This window comes from Marinobacter salexigens, from assembly GCF_002806945.1.
GTDB classification, from domain to species: Bacteria; Pseudomonadota; Gammaproteobacteria; order Pseudomonadales; family Oleiphilaceae; genus Marinobacter; species Marinobacter salexigens.
The window spans coordinates 104,489-121,170 of the sequence record NZ_NIHC01000004.1 but is presented as its reverse complement, the minus strand read 5'-3'; the positions used below and the strand labels follow the sequence as shown (position 1 = coordinate 121,170).

The 16,682-nt window shown below is 55.7% G+C and carries 19 protein-coding genes; 2 read left to right on the top strand and 17 right to left on the bottom strand.

Going from position 1 to position 16,682, the window contains the following annotated elements:
• Window positions 1-17 precede the first annotated feature (17 nt).
• From CDH47_RS08580 to ccmA, 8 genes are read right to left on the bottom strand one after another with little or no spacing between them, the layout of a single operon-like run.
• Window positions 18-497 carry a cytochrome c-type biogenesis protein gene (locus CDH47_RS08580; RefSeq protein ID WP_100639472.1) on the bottom strand — a complete coding sequence of 160 codons (480 nt, stop codon included), beginning with the start codon at window positions 495-497 and terminating at the stop codon, window positions 18-20.
• Complete coding sequence (locus tag CDH47_RS08575) at window positions 497-1,033, bottom strand: DsbE family thiol:disulfide interchange protein (protein WP_100639471.1); 537 nt, start codon at window positions 1,031-1,033, stop codon at window positions 497-499. The genes CDH47_RS08580 and CDH47_RS08575 overlap by 1 nt, the downstream gene beginning before the upstream one ends.
• Window positions 1,030-3,042, bottom strand: a complete 2,013-nt coding sequence (locus tag CDH47_RS08570; RefSeq protein ID WP_100639470.1) for a heme lyase CcmF/NrfE family subunit — start codon at window positions 3,040-3,042, stop codon at window positions 1,030-1,032. The genes CDH47_RS08575 and CDH47_RS08570 overlap by 4 nt, the downstream gene beginning before the upstream one ends.
• Before the next feature lie 39 nt (window positions 3,043-3,081).
• Window positions 3,082-3,555 (bottom strand): cytochrome c maturation protein CcmE, encoded by a 474-nt coding sequence (gene ccmE / locus CDH47_RS08565; protein ID WP_100639469.1) that lies wholly within the window; start codon window positions 3,553-3,555, stop codon window positions 3,082-3,084.
• Window positions 3,556-3,570: 15 nt separating this feature from the next.
• Complete coding sequence (gene ccmD, locus CDH47_RS08560) at window positions 3,571-3,810, bottom strand: heme exporter protein CcmD (RefSeq protein ID WP_100639468.1); 240 nt, start codon at window positions 3,808-3,810, stop codon at window positions 3,571-3,573.
• Window positions 3,811-3,813: 3 nt separating this feature from the next.
• Window positions 3,814-4,557 (bottom strand): heme ABC transporter permease CcmC, encoded by a 744-nt coding sequence (ccmC, locus tag CDH47_RS08555; RefSeq protein WP_100639467.1) that lies wholly within the window; start codon window positions 4,555-4,557, stop codon window positions 3,814-3,816.
• Window positions 4,558-4,589: 32 nt separating this feature from the next.
• Complete coding sequence (gene ccmB, locus CDH47_RS08550; protein WP_100639466.1) at window positions 4,590-5,315, bottom strand: heme exporter protein CcmB; 726 nt, start codon at window positions 5,313-5,315, stop codon at window positions 4,590-4,592.
• A complete protein-coding gene (gene ccmA / locus CDH47_RS08545) occupies window positions 5,305-5,967 on the bottom strand; it encodes a cytochrome c biogenesis heme-transporting ATPase CcmA (RefSeq protein ID WP_100639465.1) in 663 nt (220 codons plus the stop codon). The genes ccmB and ccmA overlap by 11 nt, the downstream gene beginning before the upstream one ends.
• Window positions 5,968-6,091: 124 nt before the next feature.
• Here ccmA and fliK point away from each other — a divergent pair, with 124 nt between their 5' ends.
• The gene (fliK, locus tag CDH47_RS08540) at window positions 6,092-7,435 is read left to right on the top strand and encodes a flagellar hook-length control protein FliK (protein ID WP_100639464.1); all 1,344 of its coding nucleotides are present in this window, start codon (window positions 6,092-6,094) and stop codon (window positions 7,433-7,435) included.
• Entirely contained in the window at window positions 7,432-7,749 is a 318-nt protein-coding gene (locus tag CDH47_RS08535; protein ID WP_100639463.1) for an EscU/YscU/HrcU family type III secretion system export apparatus switch protein, read from the top strand. The genes fliK and CDH47_RS08535 overlap by 4 nt, the downstream gene beginning before the upstream one ends.
• Here the strand turns inward: CDH47_RS08535 and CDH47_RS08530 are convergent.
• The 9 genes from CDH47_RS08530 to CDH47_RS08490 form a co-directional block, all read right to left on the bottom strand.
• Entirely contained in the window at window positions 7,735-8,838 is a 1,104-nt protein-coding gene (locus tag CDH47_RS08530; protein WP_100639462.1) for an ATP-binding protein, read from the bottom strand. The two genes, CDH47_RS08535 and CDH47_RS08530, sit on opposite strands and share 15 nt — an antisense overlap.
• Window positions 8,835-11,117 carry an ATPase, T2SS/T4P/T4SS family gene (locus CDH47_RS08525; RefSeq protein ID WP_100639461.1) on the bottom strand — a complete coding sequence of 761 codons (2,283 nt, stop codon included), beginning with the start codon at window positions 11,115-11,117 and terminating at the stop codon, window positions 8,835-8,837. Before CDH47_RS08525 ends, CDH47_RS08530 begins: the two co-directional genes overlap by 4 nt.
• Before the next feature lie 26 nt (window positions 11,118-11,143).
• Window positions 11,144-11,536, bottom strand: coding sequence for a DUF2802 domain-containing protein (locus CDH47_RS08520; RefSeq protein WP_100639460.1), 393 nt, complete (start codon window positions 11,534-11,536; stop codon window positions 11,144-11,146).
• Window positions 11,537-11,603: 67 nt separating this feature from the next.
• Window positions 11,604-12,092, bottom strand: coding sequence for a chemotaxis protein CheW (locus tag CDH47_RS08515; protein ID WP_100639459.1), 489 nt, complete (start codon window positions 12,090-12,092; stop codon window positions 11,604-11,606).
• A gap of 135 nt (window positions 12,093-12,227) precedes the next feature.
• The gene (locus tag CDH47_RS08510; protein WP_100639458.1) at window positions 12,228-13,007 is read right to left on the bottom strand and encodes a chemotaxis protein CheW; all 780 of its coding nucleotides are present in this window, start codon (window positions 13,005-13,007) and stop codon (window positions 12,228-12,230) included.
• Window positions 13,000-13,797 carry a ParA family protein gene (locus CDH47_RS08505; RefSeq protein ID WP_100639457.1) on the bottom strand — a complete coding sequence of 266 codons (798 nt, stop codon included), beginning with the start codon at window positions 13,795-13,797 and terminating at the stop codon, window positions 13,000-13,002. The genes CDH47_RS08510 and CDH47_RS08505 overlap by 8 nt, the downstream gene beginning before the upstream one ends.
• 177 nt (window positions 13,798-13,974) lie before the next feature.
• A complete protein-coding gene (gene motD / locus CDH47_RS08500) occupies window positions 13,975-14,757 on the bottom strand; it encodes a flagellar motor protein MotD (protein WP_100639456.1) in 783 nt (260 codons plus the stop codon).
• Window positions 14,758-14,774: 17 nt separating this feature from the next.
• Window positions 14,775-15,515 carry a flagellar motor protein gene (locus CDH47_RS08495; RefSeq protein ID WP_100639455.1) on the bottom strand — a complete coding sequence of 247 codons (741 nt, stop codon included), beginning with the start codon at window positions 15,513-15,515 and terminating at the stop codon, window positions 14,775-14,777.
• On the bottom strand, window positions 15,515-16,654 hold the full coding sequence (locus tag CDH47_RS08490) for a protein-glutamate methylesterase/protein-glutamine glutaminase (RefSeq protein ID WP_100639454.1): 1,140 nt from the start codon (window positions 16,652-16,654) through the stop codon (window positions 15,515-15,517). The genes CDH47_RS08495 and CDH47_RS08490 overlap by 1 nt, the downstream gene beginning before the upstream one ends.
• Window positions 16,655-16,682 lie beyond the last annotated feature (28 nt).

Sequence of the window (16,682 nt, the reverse complement as noted above, 5' to 3'; positions counted from 1 at the left end):
TTAGCCGTAAGTGCGCGTCAGTCGTTGCCGTTACGCGCTTGCTCCGCGAGCATTTGATCAATCCGGGCCTGTTCTTCAGCGCTGAGTGCTGGCGCGGCTGTTCCGGTTCGTCGCGAACGTACAACAATTCCAACAACCACCAGCAGGCCGCCCAGAACCGCAATTGCGGGTGTGGCCCATAGCACGAAGGTGCGCCGATCCAGATCGGGCTTGTACTTTACGAACTCACCAAAGCGGCCCACCAGAGAATCAACAATTTCCTCGTTGCTGGCTCCGTCCAGCATCATTTGATAAACCACGTTTCTCATGTCCTTGGAAATGGGCGAGTTTGAATCCGCAATGTTCTGGTTCTGGCACTTCGGGCAACGCAGCTCCGCAATAAGGTTCTGATAACGCTGTTCTTCACTGCGGTTGTCAAAGCCATACACAGCAGACACATCTGCATAGGTAACGCTGGTTGCTACCATTGCCAGCAACAAACACACAATCCGGAGCATCAGCCGTTCTCCCGCGCGTCATTAATCACTGGCAACAGGATCTGTTCCCATACCTCAACGTTAACCACGCCCACATGGCGATATCGGACAATGCCGGAGGCATCAATAACAAAGGTTTCTGGCGCGCCATAAACACCCAGATCAAAACCCAATGTCCCCTTTGGATCAAAGATCACCTCGCTGTACGGGTCGCCTAGCCGGTCCAGCCAGACCAAAGCGTCATCGCGGTTATCCTTATAGTTCAACCCAATGATCGTCACGTTCTTTTCCTGGGCCAACCACATAAGATCGCCATGCTCATCCCGACAAGCGGGGCACCAAGTGCCCCAAACGTTCAGCAAGGTGATCTCGCCCTGAAACAGACTCTCATCATAGGTTGCCTCAGGTTCCTTCAGGCCTTTAAGGCTAAATACCGGAACCGGCTTGCCGACCAGAGCAGAATCCAGTTTGGTGGGATCTTTGCCGATGCCGGCAAACAGAAATGCACCCACTACGATGGCCACCAGCAAAGGCAAGAACAACAAAAAACGCTTCATGAAACCGCTCCGGCCGTGCTCCGGGGGTCAGTCTGTGTTGACGACGGTTGAGGTGAGGACTTCGAGCCCTCAGTTGCCCGGTCACGAATCCGGTAACGGCGATCAGAAATAGCCAGGAAACCACCGGCGGCCATAAACAAGGCACCAAGCCAGAGCCAGCGAATAAGCGGCTTGTATTGCAGACGAATCGCCCAGGCGTTATCCGAAATGCGCTCACCTACAGCAACAAAGATATCCCGGAACAAACCGGCATCAATATCTGCTTCTGTCATAACGCTCATGCCCACAGCGTACTGCCGCTTTTCAGGATGTAGCTCAGCAACATGCTTGCCATCCCGCAATACCTCAAAAGTTCCGTACTGGGCGGTAAAATTCCTGCCCCGACGCTCGCCTATATCCACAAAACGGAACTGGTAATCACCAACCTCTGCTACATCACCCGGCACCATGCGCACATCGCGTTCTATGCCATAGTTCGACACAACCGTGGCGCCTGCCATGGTGAGTGCCAGGCCGAGATGGCCAAGCACCATTCCGTAGTAACTGCGGGACTGACGCTTAAGGCCATGTACCCGGCCCTTTTTCGACGAGGACTTATCCCACAAATCCCAGAATGTTGTTACGGTCACCCAAGCGGCTGTGAACACACCAAGGAACGCCCAAGGCTTGAATCCTCCATAGATCACCATAACGGCTGTGCTCAGCAGTATGCTGACCGCCAACGGCCACAGCAGCTTTCGCGCCAGCCAACCACCGTCCGTTTTCTTCCAGCGGGAAAAGGTGCCCGCGCCGAGCAGCAGCCCCGTAGCGATCGCAAGCGGGCTAAAGGTGAGATTAAAGAAAGGTTCGCCGATAGATATTTTGCCCAGCTCAAAGAAATCCAGAACCAGCGGGTAAAGAGTGCCCACAGCAACCAACAGTGTTGCCGAAACCAGTAGCACGTTATTCAACAGCAGGAAGATCTCCCGCGAAAGGGAACCGTAGCGGGAACGCACGTGAACCACGGGCGCCCGAAATGCATACAGCATCAAACTGGCCAGAACCGTCAACGCCAGCAGCGCCAGAAGAAACTTGCCGCGTTCGGGGTCAGATGCGAAGGCATGAACCGAGGTAAGCACGCCCGAGCGCACCAGGAAGGCACCAAGAAGACTCAGGGAAAAGGTAACGATCGCCAGCAACACCGTCCAGCTTTTGAAAACTCCGCGCTTTTCTGTCACCGCCAGAGAATGCATCAAGGCAGTACCCGCAAGCCATGGCAACAGGGAGGCGTTTTCTACGGGATCCCAGAACCACCAGCCACCCCAACCGAGCTCGTAGTAGGCCCACCAGCTGCCAAGGGCAATACCGACAGAAAGAAAGGCCCAGGCAACAGTGGTCCAGGGCCGCGACCATCTGGCCCACGCAGCATCCAGACGACCGTTGATCAATGCCGCAATGGCAAATGCAAAAGCTACCGCGAAACCAACGTAGCCCATATACAGCATGGGCGGGTGAACAATCAGGCCAAAATCCTGCAACAGCGGGTTCAAATCCGCACCATCAGCCGGCACATTGGGCAACAGACGGTCAAAGGGATTTGATGTCATAACAATGAACAGCATAAAACCAACGCTGACCATGCCAAGCACTGACAACACCTGGGAAATCATAACGGCAGGCAAACGGCGACTGAAGATGGCAACGGCCATGGTCCAACCGGTGAGCATCAGTATCCACAGCAGCAGTGAACCTTCGTGGCCACCCCACACCGCACTGAACTTGTAGTACCAAGGCAGCATACTGTTGCTGTTGTTGGCCACATACGCCACGGAGAAATCATCTGTCAGAAACGCATGGGTCAGCACCGCAAACGCCAGGCCGACAAACACAAACATGCCTGTGGTCAAGGGCCTGGCAAACGCCTGGAGGTTGTCACGGCCGGTAAGTGAGCCAACCAGGGGTACAACCGAAAGAAGCACCGCCAGCATTAGCGCGAGTATCAGTGAAAGCTGTCCGAGTTCGGGGTACATCAAAGCTCTCCAGGAATCAGGCTGTTGGTTGTAATGTGTTTAGTAGGTTGCCGGTTTGGCATTGACAGGCATCGGCTTGCCCTCAGCACTTGATGCTTTTTCCAGAGCACCGGCTACCTCCGGGGGCATGTAGTTTTCATCGTGTTTGGCCAGAACCTGGTCTGCCACAAAGCGCCCCTCACTGTTGAGCCTGCCCATGGCGACAATGCCCTGCCCCTCTGCAAACAGGTCGGGCAGGATGCCCACGTACTCAATCGGCACAGAAGCACTGTAGTCGGTTACCAGAAACTCGACTTTCAGAGTGTCAGGATCCCGTAATACCGAGCCTTCCTGCACCATACCGCCAGCGCGTATTCGCACATCAACCGGTGCCTCACCCGCAGAAATCTGGCTAGGGTCATAAAACAGATTGATATTCTGTCGTAGCGCGTAGGTTGTCAGCCCTACCGCAATCGAGAGCCCTGCCAGTAAAAACAGAACAACGGTCAGCCGCTTTTTACGGATCGGATGCATTTACATACCTGTCAGTCAGTCTTGAGAAACGTTTACGCGCGCGAAGGACGCAGAGGATGCCGGAGCCGAGGCCACTTTACCCTTGTCGGCCTGAAACTCATAACCACGGCGACAGGATTCAATTATTGCAGCCCTGCTCCGCACCGAGCCAGCCATCATCACAACCATCAGCACGAAAAAAACAGCGTAACAGGCCCAAACGTATGGGCCGTGACCTTCCATCGCGATAAAGGCAGAAAAGGAATCAAATGCCATGGTTCAGACCCTTCCTTTCATTACGAATTCTTTTACCCAGCGGGTGCGCTGCTCCCGGCACAAGATCTCTGTCTGCATGCGCACGCAGGCAAGCCAGCCAAAAATCAGGTACAGGCCCAGCACTGACAGCAACAACGGCACCCACATTTCCGCCGGCATGGATGGTTTTTCTGTGAGTTTGAACGTCGCGGGCTGATGCAGTGTATTCCACCAGTCCACGGAGTATTTGATAATGGGGATATTTACTACCCCGACCAGCACCAGCACGGCAACCGCGCGGGCTGCAGATTTTTCGTCATTGATAGCGCGATCCAGTGCGATGACGCCGCCATAGAGAAACAGCAGAATCAACATGGACGTGAGCCGGGCATCCCAAATCCACCAGGTGCCCCAGGTTGGCTTGCCCCACACTGCGCCAGTAAAAAGAGCCAAAAATGTCAGTACCAGGCCTACGGGTGCTACAGCTTTAACGAATACATCCGCCAGTTTCATGCGCCATACCAGCGTTACAACAGCTGCAGAGGCCATCATGATGTAGACAGACTGCGCCATAAACGCTGTTGGCACATGGATAAATATGATCCGGTAACTATTGCCCTGCAGATAATCCTTTGGCGCAAACGCCAAGCCCCAGACTACGCCAGCCATAAGCAGCAGTATACCGCCTGCCAGCAGCCAGGGCATGAACCGGGCGGAGATCCCGAAAAACCATTTTGGGGAACCCAGTTTGTGAAAAAATTGCCACATCAGATGGTCACCGTCCTACCGTTTACCTTGTTTTATCCATTCGACAAGCTGATTTTAAGCGCTGCTGCTGCTGCAAATGGCGCCAGCGTCAGCGCTAACATCAGGAAAGCCCCCATCAACGCCAGATAGGCTCCCACCGCAGCGCCATCCCCCGCCGCCGCAACCGTGCCTGTGCCGAATATCAGCACCGGAATGTACAGTGGAATGATCAGCAGAGACAAGAGCACGCCTGCCGATCGCAATCCTAACGTTAATGCTGCACCTATGGCACCAATCAAACTCAGCACCGGTGTACCGATCAGCAGCGTTAGACACAAAACAGCGATAGAGTTCCCGTCGAGATGCACCATTACACCAAGAACCGGAGTCAAAATGACCAAAGGCAAGCCTGTCAGCATCCAGTGCGCCGTAGTTTTTGCCAGAACCAGCAGAAACAGGGGCTGTGGCTGGAGCACAAGTTGTTCCAGCGTGCCATCGTCAAAATCATGGCGAAACAGGTGATCCAATGACAGCAACACAGAAAGCAACGCCGCCACCCATAGTATACCGGCGCCAGCCTCCCTCAGGAATGAGACTTCCGGGCTGACACCCAGGGGAAACAGGGAAACCACCATAATAAAAAACAGCAGCGGGTTGAGCAGATCCTGACGTTGCCGGAACGCCACCTTCATATCCCGGGCAAACACACCTTTCATGGCAGCCAAAGCACCCACATTGCTGCTGGCAAACCGGACTGTCGGACGGGCTTCAGCGTTCATCAGCTATGCCTCCCGCGCCGAGTACAAGCCTGTGCATGCCCGGCAACGCCAGGTCATGGTGAGTGGTAACCAGCACGGCGCCACCTTCGGCAGCCCGCTGTTGCAGAAGCGCCTCAAGAGCTGCCACACCGTCTACATCAATGGCGGTAAACACTTCATCAAGTAACCAAAGGGGTTCATCCGCAATCAACAGCCGAGCCAGTGCAACCCTGCGTTGCTGGCCGGCAGACAAATTTCGGCAAGGTACGTTTTCATAGCCAGCGAGGCCGGTACCCTGCAAAGCCTGACATAACGCCGCATCAGACACTGGCCGGCGACCCGCCATCAAGGCCCGAAGGTTTTCCATAGGAGTAAGCAGGGGTTTGATACCCGGTCGATGCCCGAGATAGAGCATGTTCCGTAAAAATGCTTCCCGCTGATCTGCCAGCGGAGATCCACACCACTTAAGCTCGCCTGTCCACGCATCGTTCAGGCCGGCCAGGATTCTTAGCAGCGTCGTTTTGCCGGAGCCGTTTGGCCCCTCGACACGGGTTACCGTACCGGGCAGTATGGAAAACGATAACTCACGGAAAAGTATCCGCTTGTCCCGCTCACACTGCAGGTTAACTGCCTGTAGCAATGGCTCGGGAGTCAAGGGTAACGGCTCGGACATCAGGGCCCCGTAATCAGGACGATGCGTACATGCATCGGGTGTATTCACGACAATAGCTGCCGGCGCGGCGTATTATAACGAAAGCGTTTGCAGATTACTCTTGTCTGGTATCAAGTCAGCAGCGATGAAACTACCCAGCGGCCAACACCCCCCCACCCTACCGGCACCGGTTACGCCCAAGCCGTCGCAGAGCAATGGCGCCGCGCCGCCGAGCCGTGAGACGGTTGCGTTGTCTGCTCGCCAGCAACTGGACCAGCTTCAGCTCGCAAACCGGGAAGCCATACTGGCCCGGGTGGCAGAAGTCATCAACCGTCAGGGCAGTGCCGAACTATTGCTGGATGTGCGCGGGAAACCCTTACAGGTGAATGCCGCCATTGGTGCCACGGAGCTGACGCCCGGGGATTGGGTAAAAGTAATGCGGGCCGGTAACGAACTGCAACTGATGGGCAAGCTGGCGGCGACACCGGAAGCCGCCATCACCCGGGCCCTGGCGCAACGCATGCCTTGGCAACAAAGCCTGGACAGCGGCCTGACAAAACTGATGACAGCGCTGAACCGGGGCATGGTTCCCGAACTGACGCCCGGACAATTACCCACCGCTCGCAGCCTGCAGCCCCTACCGGAAGCGGCGCGTCAGGCTCTCGAATCCCTGCTGGCAAGGCTTCCTGCAAGCAATACCCTTGCCCCTGGTGCCGGCACTCAGAACAATACCGTGCAACAAATCCGGCAATGGGTAGCCGAAAGCGGGTTGTTTGCCGAATCCCGTCTCACCCAGGCACCCTCACCCGTGCTGCCCGATCTCAAGCTTGCCATAGGGCGAGTCATTACCAGCCTGCTGGCAGAGCAAGATGGCGATGCAGCAACCTTGTTCAACCGCCTAACGCCACTTGCAAGCCCCAGCCTGGCTCAGGCCCCGCTGCAATTCCCCCAGGCAACGGCACCGGCCGTTAACCCCGAACCCACCTCTGTGGGCCAGACTTTGCGAATGTTAGCAGGCATGCTGAACCGGATTACGGTCAACCAGTTACACAGCCAGATACTGACGGCGAGAGGCGGCGGTGATACGCCTGCCCCCACCTCTACCATGTTGATGGACTTACCCTGGGTAACGCCGCAAAACGAGCCCAAACTGGCACAGCTGCGTTTGGAACAGTACAAGGAAGAATCCACGGCCAAGAGCCGAGACGAGAAACCGGCAGCTATCAGCGAATGGCGCCTGAACCTTGCCATTGACCTGGAACTGGCCGGGGCGCTGAACTTTGAAGTGTCTCTGCGCCAACAGGAAGTCAGCGCCCGGGTGTGGGCAGAAAAACAGGATACGTTAAAGCAGGTAAACGAAGAGTTGCCGCTACTGAGGCGCAGCCTGGTGGACCTGGGGCTGGAAGTGACCGACCTTGAGTGCCGGCGGGGCAGCCCTTCTTATCCGGTTACCAAGCTGGAACACAGACTGGTGGATACCCGAGCATGAAAAAGCAGAAGAAAGACCAGACATCCAGCGCCGCCGTTGCCCTGAAATACGACGGCGAAAAAGCCCCGACGATCACCGCCACGGGCACTTACGAACTGGCTGATGAAATTATCCGCATTGCCAGAGAGCACAATGTGCCCTTGTATGAAAACCGGGAGCTGGCCAGCATTCTCGCGCGTCTGTCCCTGAACGACGAAATACCGGAAAACCTCTATCGGGTTATTGCAGAAATTCTTGCCTTTGCCTTCCACATACGCGGCCGGACGCCCGAAGACGCCGGCCGGGATAATCCTGCGGCCTCAGTGGATGAGTGAACGCAGCGCCCACACCTGAGCCCAGGTATCGCCCTTGCGAGGTGCAATGGCAGTCTCGAAATAGTGTTTGAGGCGTCGGCGGTCGTCCGGATGATCCTTGAGCGCAGAGCCGATGATGTGATGCATCAAATGCTCAACCGTCATACTGCCACCACCGTAGTACCAGGCATTCAGGCTTGCAGCATGGGCAACCGACACCGCCTCAGCGGTTGAAAGCGCGGCCCCCGCCAGGCGATCTGTGCTTCGGCCATCCATGGTCTGGCCATTGCGCAACTCGTGAAACATGGTGACCAATACCTCAATAACAGCCCGATCCAGATCTACCTCGATACTGGCACGTTTGTTGGCTTTGCTCACTTCTCGCAGAACAACGCCTATTTCATCCGGCAGATTCCTGATCGGCCGGATTTCCTCGAAATCCAGGCGACGCTTGAGGGCAGCACTCATTTCGTTAACGCCAGCATCAACGCTGTTGGATGTAGCCACCAGGTTAAAACCTTCCCGGGCCAGTACCACTCCGTCGTCTCCCGGAATTTCCGGAATGACCACAATCCGATCAGACAAAACCGACAGCAGCGCATCCTGCAGGGGCTGAGGGCAGCGGGCGATTTCCTCAAATCGCACCAGGCGACCTTCCATCATGCCACGCATCAGCGGGCTCGGAACCAATGCTTCGACGCAAGGGCCTTTGCTGGCAAGAACGGCCTCGTTCCAGCCATACAGAAGCTGCCCAACCTGAGTCACAGCACCGCCCTGCAACGCCAGGGTGGAGTCGCCGGAAATGGCAGCGGTGAGCAGCTCGGAAAGCCAGGACTTGGCCGTACCCGGTTCGCCAACCAGCAAGCAGCCCCGATTAGTACACAGGGAAATGATAATGCGGGTCACCATGGCGCGATCCGCCACAAACTTGCATTCAATGCCCAGACTCTCATCGCCCAGCACAAATTTCTCAACGGCCCTGGGGGACATACGCCAACCCTGCGGTATGGGCCCAAGATCCATGGCCGCTATCCGTTCCAGCTCATCGTGAAAAACAACTTCCGCCGGCACCCGTTGCGCGGCTTTATTCTGCTGATTGCCTGCACTCATAGCGAACTCCTGCGGCCACCACGGACTTCCGGCGCCATACGCTCCTGGGGCAATATGCGTGGCAATTCAGACATGGGAATAACACCCTCGATAACATGATCCAGTGCGCTGTCACGCATGGTTACCAGGCCCGAATCCAGTGCCCGCCAGCGCAGTTCGCCGATAGGGGGCTGGCTGGATATGGCATTACGTATATCCGAATCCACTTCCATATATTCCACAATAGCCACCCTGCCCCGGGTGCCACGGCCGCCGCACTTATCACAGCCTGCACCTTCAAAACAACGGAAATCATCCGGTGCGCCGCTGGGAAAGACTTCCTCAAGAATAACCGGGTCGGGTGTTGCTGGCCTGCGGCAGTGTTTGCAAATTCGTTTGGCAAGGCGCTGAGCAATAACGGCCAACAGTTCACCGGCTATGGAGTTCGGGTGAATGCCCAAATCGTACAAGCGCTGCAAGGAGTCCACCGCATCATTACTGTGCAGCGTTGAAAGCACCACGTGGCCAGTCTGGGAAGCGCGAATAGCTTCCAGAGCAGTTTCTTTATCGCGGATCTCACCCACCATGATGATGTCGGGATCCTGGCGCACAAACGCCCGCATGGCATCGGCAAAATTAAAACCAATGTCGCTTCGTACCGGTGTTTGCTGGACGTTATCGATGGAGTATTCAATGGGATCCTCCACCGTGATCACCTTACGGCGGCCATCGTCTGCCAGGGTCTGCAAGCCCGCATAAAGCGTTGTGGACTTACCCGAACCTGTAGGACCAACAACCAGAACCAGGCCGGCGGGGTTATCCAGCAAACGCTCGTAATGGGAGCCAATCATTGGCGACATGCCCAGCTCCGCAATGGTCATGGCGCGGCCGGTCTGGGGTAACAAGCGGATAACCGCATGCTCTCCATGCAGCGATGGCTGGGTCTGCACCCGAAGATCGTAGGCAATATCCCCCAGCTGCAAGCGGGAACGCCCACCCTGGGGCAACCTGCGTTCGGCAATATTGAGCTCAGCCCGCAATTTGATAACGTTTATGACGCCTCGGAGTTCACGGGGGGTAATCTGGTACTGGCCCAGATCCCTCAAGTCGCCGTCTACCCGCAAACGAATCCTGACTCGTTCATCATACTGTTCAATGTGAATGTCACTGGCTTTTTCGCTGACTGCGTCCAGCAGAATCGCCTCATACACAGACACCAGATAAGGGCTGACATGATCGGTTCCGGTTTCCTGGCCCAGGGAGTTATCTCGCTTGCGACCACTGCCTGAGCCGGTGGCAGACAACACGGCCTGATCAGCAGCGAACCGGTTGCCTTTGGCCGACAAATCCAGCGCTGACCAGATTCTCCTGAAATCCGTAGGCGTAACCAGCCAGCACTCAATGGTGTGGTTGGGGCTCATACGCTCCAGCTGGTCGGTGCGGGCATCCGGGTCATCCGTAACAAAGGTTACCTTGCCGTTTGCCTGCGCCACCGGAATAATCCGGGACAGGTCAAGGAAGGTGCGGGAAAAACGCCTGAACAATGCATCCTTCAATTCAGGCAAAAGCTCATCGGCATCAGCAAATATCATCCCTCGCTGCTGTGCCAAAGAGCGATAAAGCTCGGTTTCCTCAATGTTCAGAGTTCGGCGCAGAACATCCAGCACACGGCAATTCTCTGTCGCTGCCGTAGTTTTAGCCTTCGCCAGCACCCGCTCATCAACCATACCCAGGTCGATAAGAATTTGTTCCGAGTTACGGTTAAAATCCACCCACCCCAAAGTGCGGACCCGCTCGAGCTTATCGGCGCGTTTCACATACATGGCCATACTTGGCACTGGGCCGGCCTTGCCTTCAAGGCAAATGAGATTGCCGCCTTCACAGAGGTACTGCTTTAACGTGTTGTTATCGGCCAGAAAGGTCGTGCACAACACGAGTTCACAGAGCTGGTCGAGATCCAGTACGCTCTCGGCAGACTGTGCCAGAACATCCACATTATTCTTGCCCAGCTTGAAAAACCGCTCTCTGGCTGCTTCGGCAACGTTCGGGTTTTTTTCAATGTAGATAACGCGGTGAGCAAGATGGGATAACACAGCAGCGAGGTAGCCAGAGCCACCGCCCACATGCATCACACTGTCCGTGGGCGCAATCTCCGGCATGATAGACAGGATGTGGGCAACGGTTTCTTCCCGGGGGATAGAATGCCCGGTTATGGAAGGAATCAGGTCCGAGCCGGTAACAAAATCATTACGGGATACGGCAAGAAGGGCCTCCAGGGCCCTTGGGTAGACTTTCTTCATCCATTAAAGTCCGTAGCAGCGTGGTTTCAGGCCGCCTCGCGCTTTCTCAGTGCTGATACAAGCTCGGCCTCGGGACGGGATATTCCGCAAGTGTTCATAAGATCGTCTATATCAGCCCCAAGATCAACCAACCGTGAGGCCTCATCGTAAGAGATGCGCAGGGGATCATTCTGGCGCATCTCATCTAGGGTTGTGCGTAGCTCATGCAGCTGCCGTTCGCAGGCGACAAGGCGCTGCCCCACCCCCATACTGCCGCTGGCAGTGGCATGCAACTCCCGGCCGAGGCTATCGCAGCGCTCCTTGAGTGTGGCTTTAAGCTGCCTGTTCTGGCGCCCGAGCATAACGCACTGCGCAAAAACCAGTGAAAGCGCTACGGTGGTCAGCGCCCAGGGCACATAAGAAGGAATTTCAGCAAACATGATGGACGTCTCCGGTTATTATCCACGTGAGGCATCCATCATCAGGCCTGGCCGGTACGGCGCCGGTTTACAGCCCTGCGATCTCAGCCCATTCGTGGTCTGACAGCATTTTGTCGAACTCGACCAATATGATCAGTTCACCATCTTTGTTACACACACCCTGGATAAATCTGGCACTTTCATCATTACCCACATTGGGTGCAGTCTCAATTTCACTGGCTTTCAGGTACACAACCTCGGCTACAGAATCCACCAATATTCCCATTACCTGGTCGGCAGACTCCATCACTACAATTCGGGTGGCGTCTGTAATATCTGCATCCGCCAGCCCGAAGCGACGACGGGTGTCGATAACCGTCACCACGTTGCCCCGCAGGTTGATGATACCGAGCACGTAATCCGGAGCGCCCGGCACTGGCGCGATCTCCGTGTGCCTCAGCACTTCCTGGATCTGCATAACGTCGAGACCGTATGTCTCGTTATCCAGCCGGAAGGTCACGTACTGCAATACCTGATCGTCCTGGGCCTGATTCTGTGGTCCGCTCGGGGATGCCATAACCTGTGTCTCCTGTTCGGCTGCCCGGGCGGGCAACCTGATCGTCAAAAAAACATCATCAGCGCCCAATACTATAATTAAGGGCACAAACCGTGCCAGTCTGGCATGGTTTCATTGCGTAACCGGGTTTTCCGGTCAACTCAGGTCGAGATACTGTTCCCGCTCAGCCCGCACCAACAAATCGGCCATGGTACGCACATCAACCAGAGCACACATCTGCTCAATGACTGTTCCCGCCAGCCAGGGCCGCTTGCTGCGGGCCGTGCGCCAGCGCACATCATCCGGGCTAAGAGTGAAGGATTGGGCCACATCATCGCACGCCAGCCCCCATTCGCTGTTATCAAGGCGAATAACAAACCGGTAGTTATCCCGGGCATCAGGCGGAACCCGCCCGGCCATTATCCACTCAGCTGTATCCACAACTCTCAGATTCTGATGGGCTCCCATACGGATGCCCATGTACCAGCGGGGGCTACCAGGAATCGGCCGAATGCTCTCTTCAATCTGATATATGGCCCCCAGCAGAACCAACGGAACCGCAAGCTGCAAACCTGCCACGGTAAAAATCAGACACTCAAACGGGCGCTGTGACCAGTCCGGGCGCGCCACGGGACCTTCATTCCCTGGCACTGGTTTTTCCGTATGCTTTGGCGTTGAAGCCTCCACTGGGGCAGATTCCAGTTTCTGCGCTGATCGAGGTGCCACCAGAGGTGCTGGAGCCAGAACTGGCGCTGGCCTGGTTTTCAACACCCGTTTTTTGACCGGAACTGGCTTAGGCTCCGTCTCTATGGCGGGTTTTGACTCAGCCAACTCTTCGTGCCGGGCAGTGTTCGTTGCCGTATGCAGCAATTCATCCAGATAACTGGCAATTGCACTGGCCGGATCCGCCAGCTTTGTCAATTTCCCGTCAGCCATGCTGACGCTCCTGCTGAACACCGGTTTTTGCCAGCAAATCATCCAGCAGGTGTCGATAAGCCCGAACGCCATGAGTTTGCGCTTCCAGTTTCGACGGAACAATACCGGCCTGGCTCGCATCGCGGAATTTTGTATCAACGGGCACTGCAAACCTCCAAAGGTTTTCCTGGTAGGTTTTACGCAGCAGGTTCAGACTTTTAACCGAAGCCTGGGTACGCCGATCGAACATGGTCGGTACGATGGTATAGGGCAACTGATTCTTTTGGGAACGCATGATCATCTGCAGCGTGTGCAGCATCCGCTCAAGGCCTTTGATGGCAAGGAACTCGGTTTGTACCGGAATAACAAGGTGCTGTGCTGCCGCCAGCGCATTGACCATCAGCACACCCAACGAGGGCGTATTATCCAGAAGAACATAGTCAAAATCGTCCCACAACTGGGCAAGTGCCCGGGAAACAATAAGCCCCATGCCCTCAGCACCCACCATTCGTCGTTCCAGCGTAGCCAGAGCCGAACTGGCCGGTAACAGAACCAGCCCGGGGCAACTGGTTTCTACAATAAGCTGAGCTGGCAACCCTTCAGGTATCTTGCCCTGGTGCTGAAACAGATCAAAAACACTGTGTGCAAGGGTATCCGGGTCGTAGCCGAACCAACTGGTCAAAGAACCATGGGGGTCAAGATCTACCACCAGCACGCGCTTCCCACGCTCCGCCAGAAGGCCGCCCAAAGCGACCACCGAGGTGGTTTTACCTACACCGCCCTTCTGATTGGCTACTGCCCAGATTCGCACGTTTTGACTCCGAAACCGACTTTGTTGCGACTAACGAAAACCCGTTACACTCCGGTTTATCGGCCAGTTTTCACGCAACTTGAACGGGTTGTACACCGGCAGCAGCTTGCCGCCTGAATGATTGATTGATGAAGGCAATACAGAAACCGTGCCAGGCCGGTGGCGACTGAACATGTTCTACCGCATAACGCCCCGAACACTGGCATCGCGGGAGATAAGCAATACAACACGCCGGTTACGGCGGCGGCCTTCTTCCGTATCGTTGCGAGCGAGAGGCTGATGCTCACCGTAACCGACCGCTGCCAATCGTTCCGGCTCAATCCCTTCCATGCCCAGCATACGCACAACCGCTGCCGCCCGTGCCGCCGACAACTCCCAGTTTGAAGGGAATAGCGCTGTACGAATGGGCTGATTGTCGGTGAAGCCTTCAACCTTTACTGCGTTGTCCCGATTCCTGAGAACCCGCGCTACTTTGTCTATCACGCCAAACGCATCATAGTGGGGCTCCGCATCGCCACTGCCAAACAGCAGGCTGTCTGGCAGATTAAGCGAAAGCCAGCGGTCGTTGGTTTCAAGCGTAACCACCCCGCGACCGATCAGTTCGTCAAACTCCATGGCCAGTTGATCTGCCATTGTGCGCAAAGCGTCAGTGCGCGCCTGGGTGCCCTGCTCTGAATTTCTGGGCGCCTCTGTTACAACAGGGGGAATCACATCCTCCGAGGGCTGAACTTCCGGACGTGGGGGCTGATCGCCAATTTCTAAGGGCTGAAAGGATCGCTGAGGTGCATTGAAAACGCCCGTAAGACTCTCCGAAAGCACTTTGTACTTGCCCTCGTTTACCGAAGAGACTGAATACATCACCACAAAGAAAGCAAAGAGCAGTGTTATGAAATCCGCATAGGAAATCAGCCAACGCTCTTTATTGTGCAAATCGTCCTGGGGTGGCCTGCGACGCCGCATAATAGGAACCGGGTTTGCTACTGCAGGAAGCCCCGCAGCCGCAATTCAATGGATTTAGGGTTCTCACCCTCCGCAATGGCGATGATGCCATCGATCAACATATCTTCGTATCTTGTGCGTTCCCTGACCAGCCCACGCAGCTTGTTTGCAACAGGAAAAAACAACAGGTTGGCCAGAGCCACACCATAGATGGTTGCCACAAAAGCGGTAGCTATCCCGCTGCCGAGTGATGCCGGGTCTTCGAGGTTGGTCATTACCTGTATCAGCCCCATGACGGCACCGATGATGCCGATCGTTGGCGAGTATCCACCCATGGCTTCAAACACCCGGGCCGACTCCAGATTTCTCTGCTCACGGCAATCCAGATCAATTTCCATAATGCTGCGAATGGTTTCTGTTTCTGCGCCATCAACCAGTAACTGCAGACCTTTACGGGCAAAGCTTTCGGGTTCCTTTTCCGCCAAACCTTCAAGCCCGAGCAACCCTTGTTTGCGGGCTTTGACGCTCCAGTCAATCACTTTGCCAATACCGTCTTCAATACTGATATAGGGGGGAACAAACACCCAGCGCGCCTGAACAGTAGCCCGTTTCAGGACCGGCCAGGAGGTCTGCAGGATGGTGGCAGCAAGGGTGCCACCAATAACGATGATGGCCGCTGGGCCATTGAAGAGGGAGTTCAGAGCTCCGCCTTCAAGAAGATTACCCCCAAGAATAGCGGCAAAGGCCAGAACAACGCCGAGCAGGCTGAGTATGTCCATCAGCAGACACCCTCAATGAGCCTTGGCCCAATTTTATCCAGCGGCAGAATCTCATCACTCAGGCCTGCTTTTGCAACAGCCATGGGCATTCCATAGATGACTGACGATTGCTCATCCTGAGACCAGATAGGCGAGCCACTCTGCTTCAACATCCGGCACCCTTCTTTACCGTCCGATCCCATGCCGGTCAGGATTACACCAAGGGCCTTACCGGGAAATGAACGGGCAACCGATCCAAAAGTAATATCTACAGAAGGCCGGTAATTCAGGCGTTCGTCCCCTGGCAATATACGAACGCGGGGTTGGCCGCCACGGTTTTCAATCATCATTTGTTTGCCACCTGGAGCAAGCAACGCCAGGCCAGCATGCAGTATGTCGCCATCCTCTGCTTGTCGGACTTCAATTTTGCAAAGCCTGTTGAGGCGTTCGGCAAACGCCGGCGTAAAGCTCGCTGGCATGTGTTGCACCAGCACAATGGGCGAAGGAAAACTGGCGGGCAAGGCTGCCAGCACTCGCTGGAGTGCCACAGGCCCGCCTGTAGAGGTACCTATGCCCACAACGGCATAACGCTGTGCCGGGATTTTTCGTGGTGAGCGCTTGGACGAGTCTTCCGGCAGTGGCTGATTAGTCTGGCGGCTAGCGGCCATTGGCCGGGCTGTCACAGAAGGTTTGGCCGGAGCCATTTGCGCAGAAGCAGAAGAAGCTGACCGATGTACAGATGGTGGCGAAGGAGGCTGCGTCCGACTGCGAGCAACGTCAAGTACACGATCAATCAGGATTTTTTGCAGCTGGCTGCCATCCCGCGCGATTTCTTCAAAGTTTTTGGGTAAAAAATCCACGGCTCCCGCTTCCAGTGCATCCAGTGTTACCCGGGCACCTTCGTATGTGAGCGAAGAAAACATCAGCACCGGTATCGGGTGTTTCTTCATAATCTCACGCACAGCCGAAATACCGTCCATAATCGGCATTTCGTAGTCCATGGTAATGACATCCGGGCGCAAGGACTGTGCAAGTTCAACGCCTTCTTGCCCGTTGGCAGCCACACCCACCACACGGATCTGGCCCGACGAGGTCAAGATCTGCGTCAGCCGCTTGCGGAAGAACCCTGAGTCGTCAACGACCAGGACAGAAACTGTCATCCGTTTCTCCTACCTGAGTTACTGTTTC

Coding starts and splice junctions, on each gene's coding strand:
- CDH47_RS08580 (WP_100639472.1), bottom strand. CDS start 497: ATGCTCCGGATTGTGTGTTTGTTGCTGGCAATGGTAGCAACCAGCGTT.
- CDH47_RS08575 (WP_100639471.1), bottom strand. CDS start 1,033: ATGAAGCGTTTTTTGTTGTTCTTGCCTTTGCTGGTGGCCATCGTAGTG.
- CDH47_RS08570 (WP_100639470.1), bottom strand. CDS start 3,042: ATGTACCCCGAACTCGGACAGCTTTCACTGATACTCGCGCTAATGCTG.
- ccmE (WP_100639469.1), bottom strand. CDS start 3,555: ATGCATCCGATCCGTAAAAAGCGGCTGACCGTTGTTCTGTTTTTACTG.
- ccmD (WP_100639468.1), bottom strand. CDS start 3,810: ATGGCATTTGATTCCTTTTCTGCCTTTATCGCGATGGAAGGTCACGGC.
- ccmC (WP_100639467.1), bottom strand. CDS start 4,557: ATGTGGCAATTTTTTCACAAACTGGGTTCCCCAAAATGGTTTTTCGGG.
- ccmB (WP_100639466.1), bottom strand. CDS start 5,315: ATGAACGCTGAAGCCCGTCCGACAGTCCGGTTTGCCAGCAGCAATGTG.
- ccmA (WP_100639465.1), bottom strand. CDS start 5,967: ATGTCCGAGCCGTTACCCTTGACTCCCGAGCCATTGCTACAGGCAGTT.
- fliK (WP_100639464.1), top strand. CDS start 6,092: ATGAAACTACCCAGCGGCCAACACCCCCCCACCCTACCGGCACCGGTT.
- CDH47_RS08535 (WP_100639463.1), top strand. CDS start 7,432: ATGAAAAAGCAGAAGAAAGACCAGACATCCAGCGCCGCCGTTGCCCTG.
- CDH47_RS08530 (WP_100639462.1), bottom strand. CDS start 8,838: ATGAGTGCAGGCAATCAGCAGAATAAAGCCGCGCAACGGGTGCCGGCG.
- CDH47_RS08525 (WP_100639461.1), bottom strand. CDS start 11,117: ATGAAGAAAGTCTACCCAAGGGCCCTGGAGGCCCTTCTTGCCGTATCC.
- CDH47_RS08520 (WP_100639460.1), bottom strand. CDS start 11,536: ATGTTTGCTGAAATTCCTTCTTATGTGCCCTGGGCGCTGACCACCGTA.
- CDH47_RS08515 (WP_100639459.1), bottom strand. CDS start 12,092: ATGGCATCCCCGAGCGGACCACAGAATCAGGCCCAGGACGATCAGGTA.
- CDH47_RS08510 (WP_100639458.1), bottom strand. CDS start 13,007: ATGGCTGACGGGAAATTGACAAAGCTGGCGGATCCGGCCAGTGCAATT.
- motD (WP_100639456.1), bottom strand. CDS start 14,757: ATGCGGCGTCGCAGGCCACCCCAGGACGATTTGCACAATAAAGAGCGT.
- CDH47_RS08495 (WP_100639455.1), bottom strand. CDS start 15,515: ATGGACATACTCAGCCTGCTCGGCGTTGTTCTGGCCTTTGCCGCTATT.
- CDH47_RS08490 (WP_100639454.1), bottom strand. CDS start 16,654: ATGACAGTTTCTGTCCTGGTCGTTGACGACTCAGGGTTCTTCCGCAAG.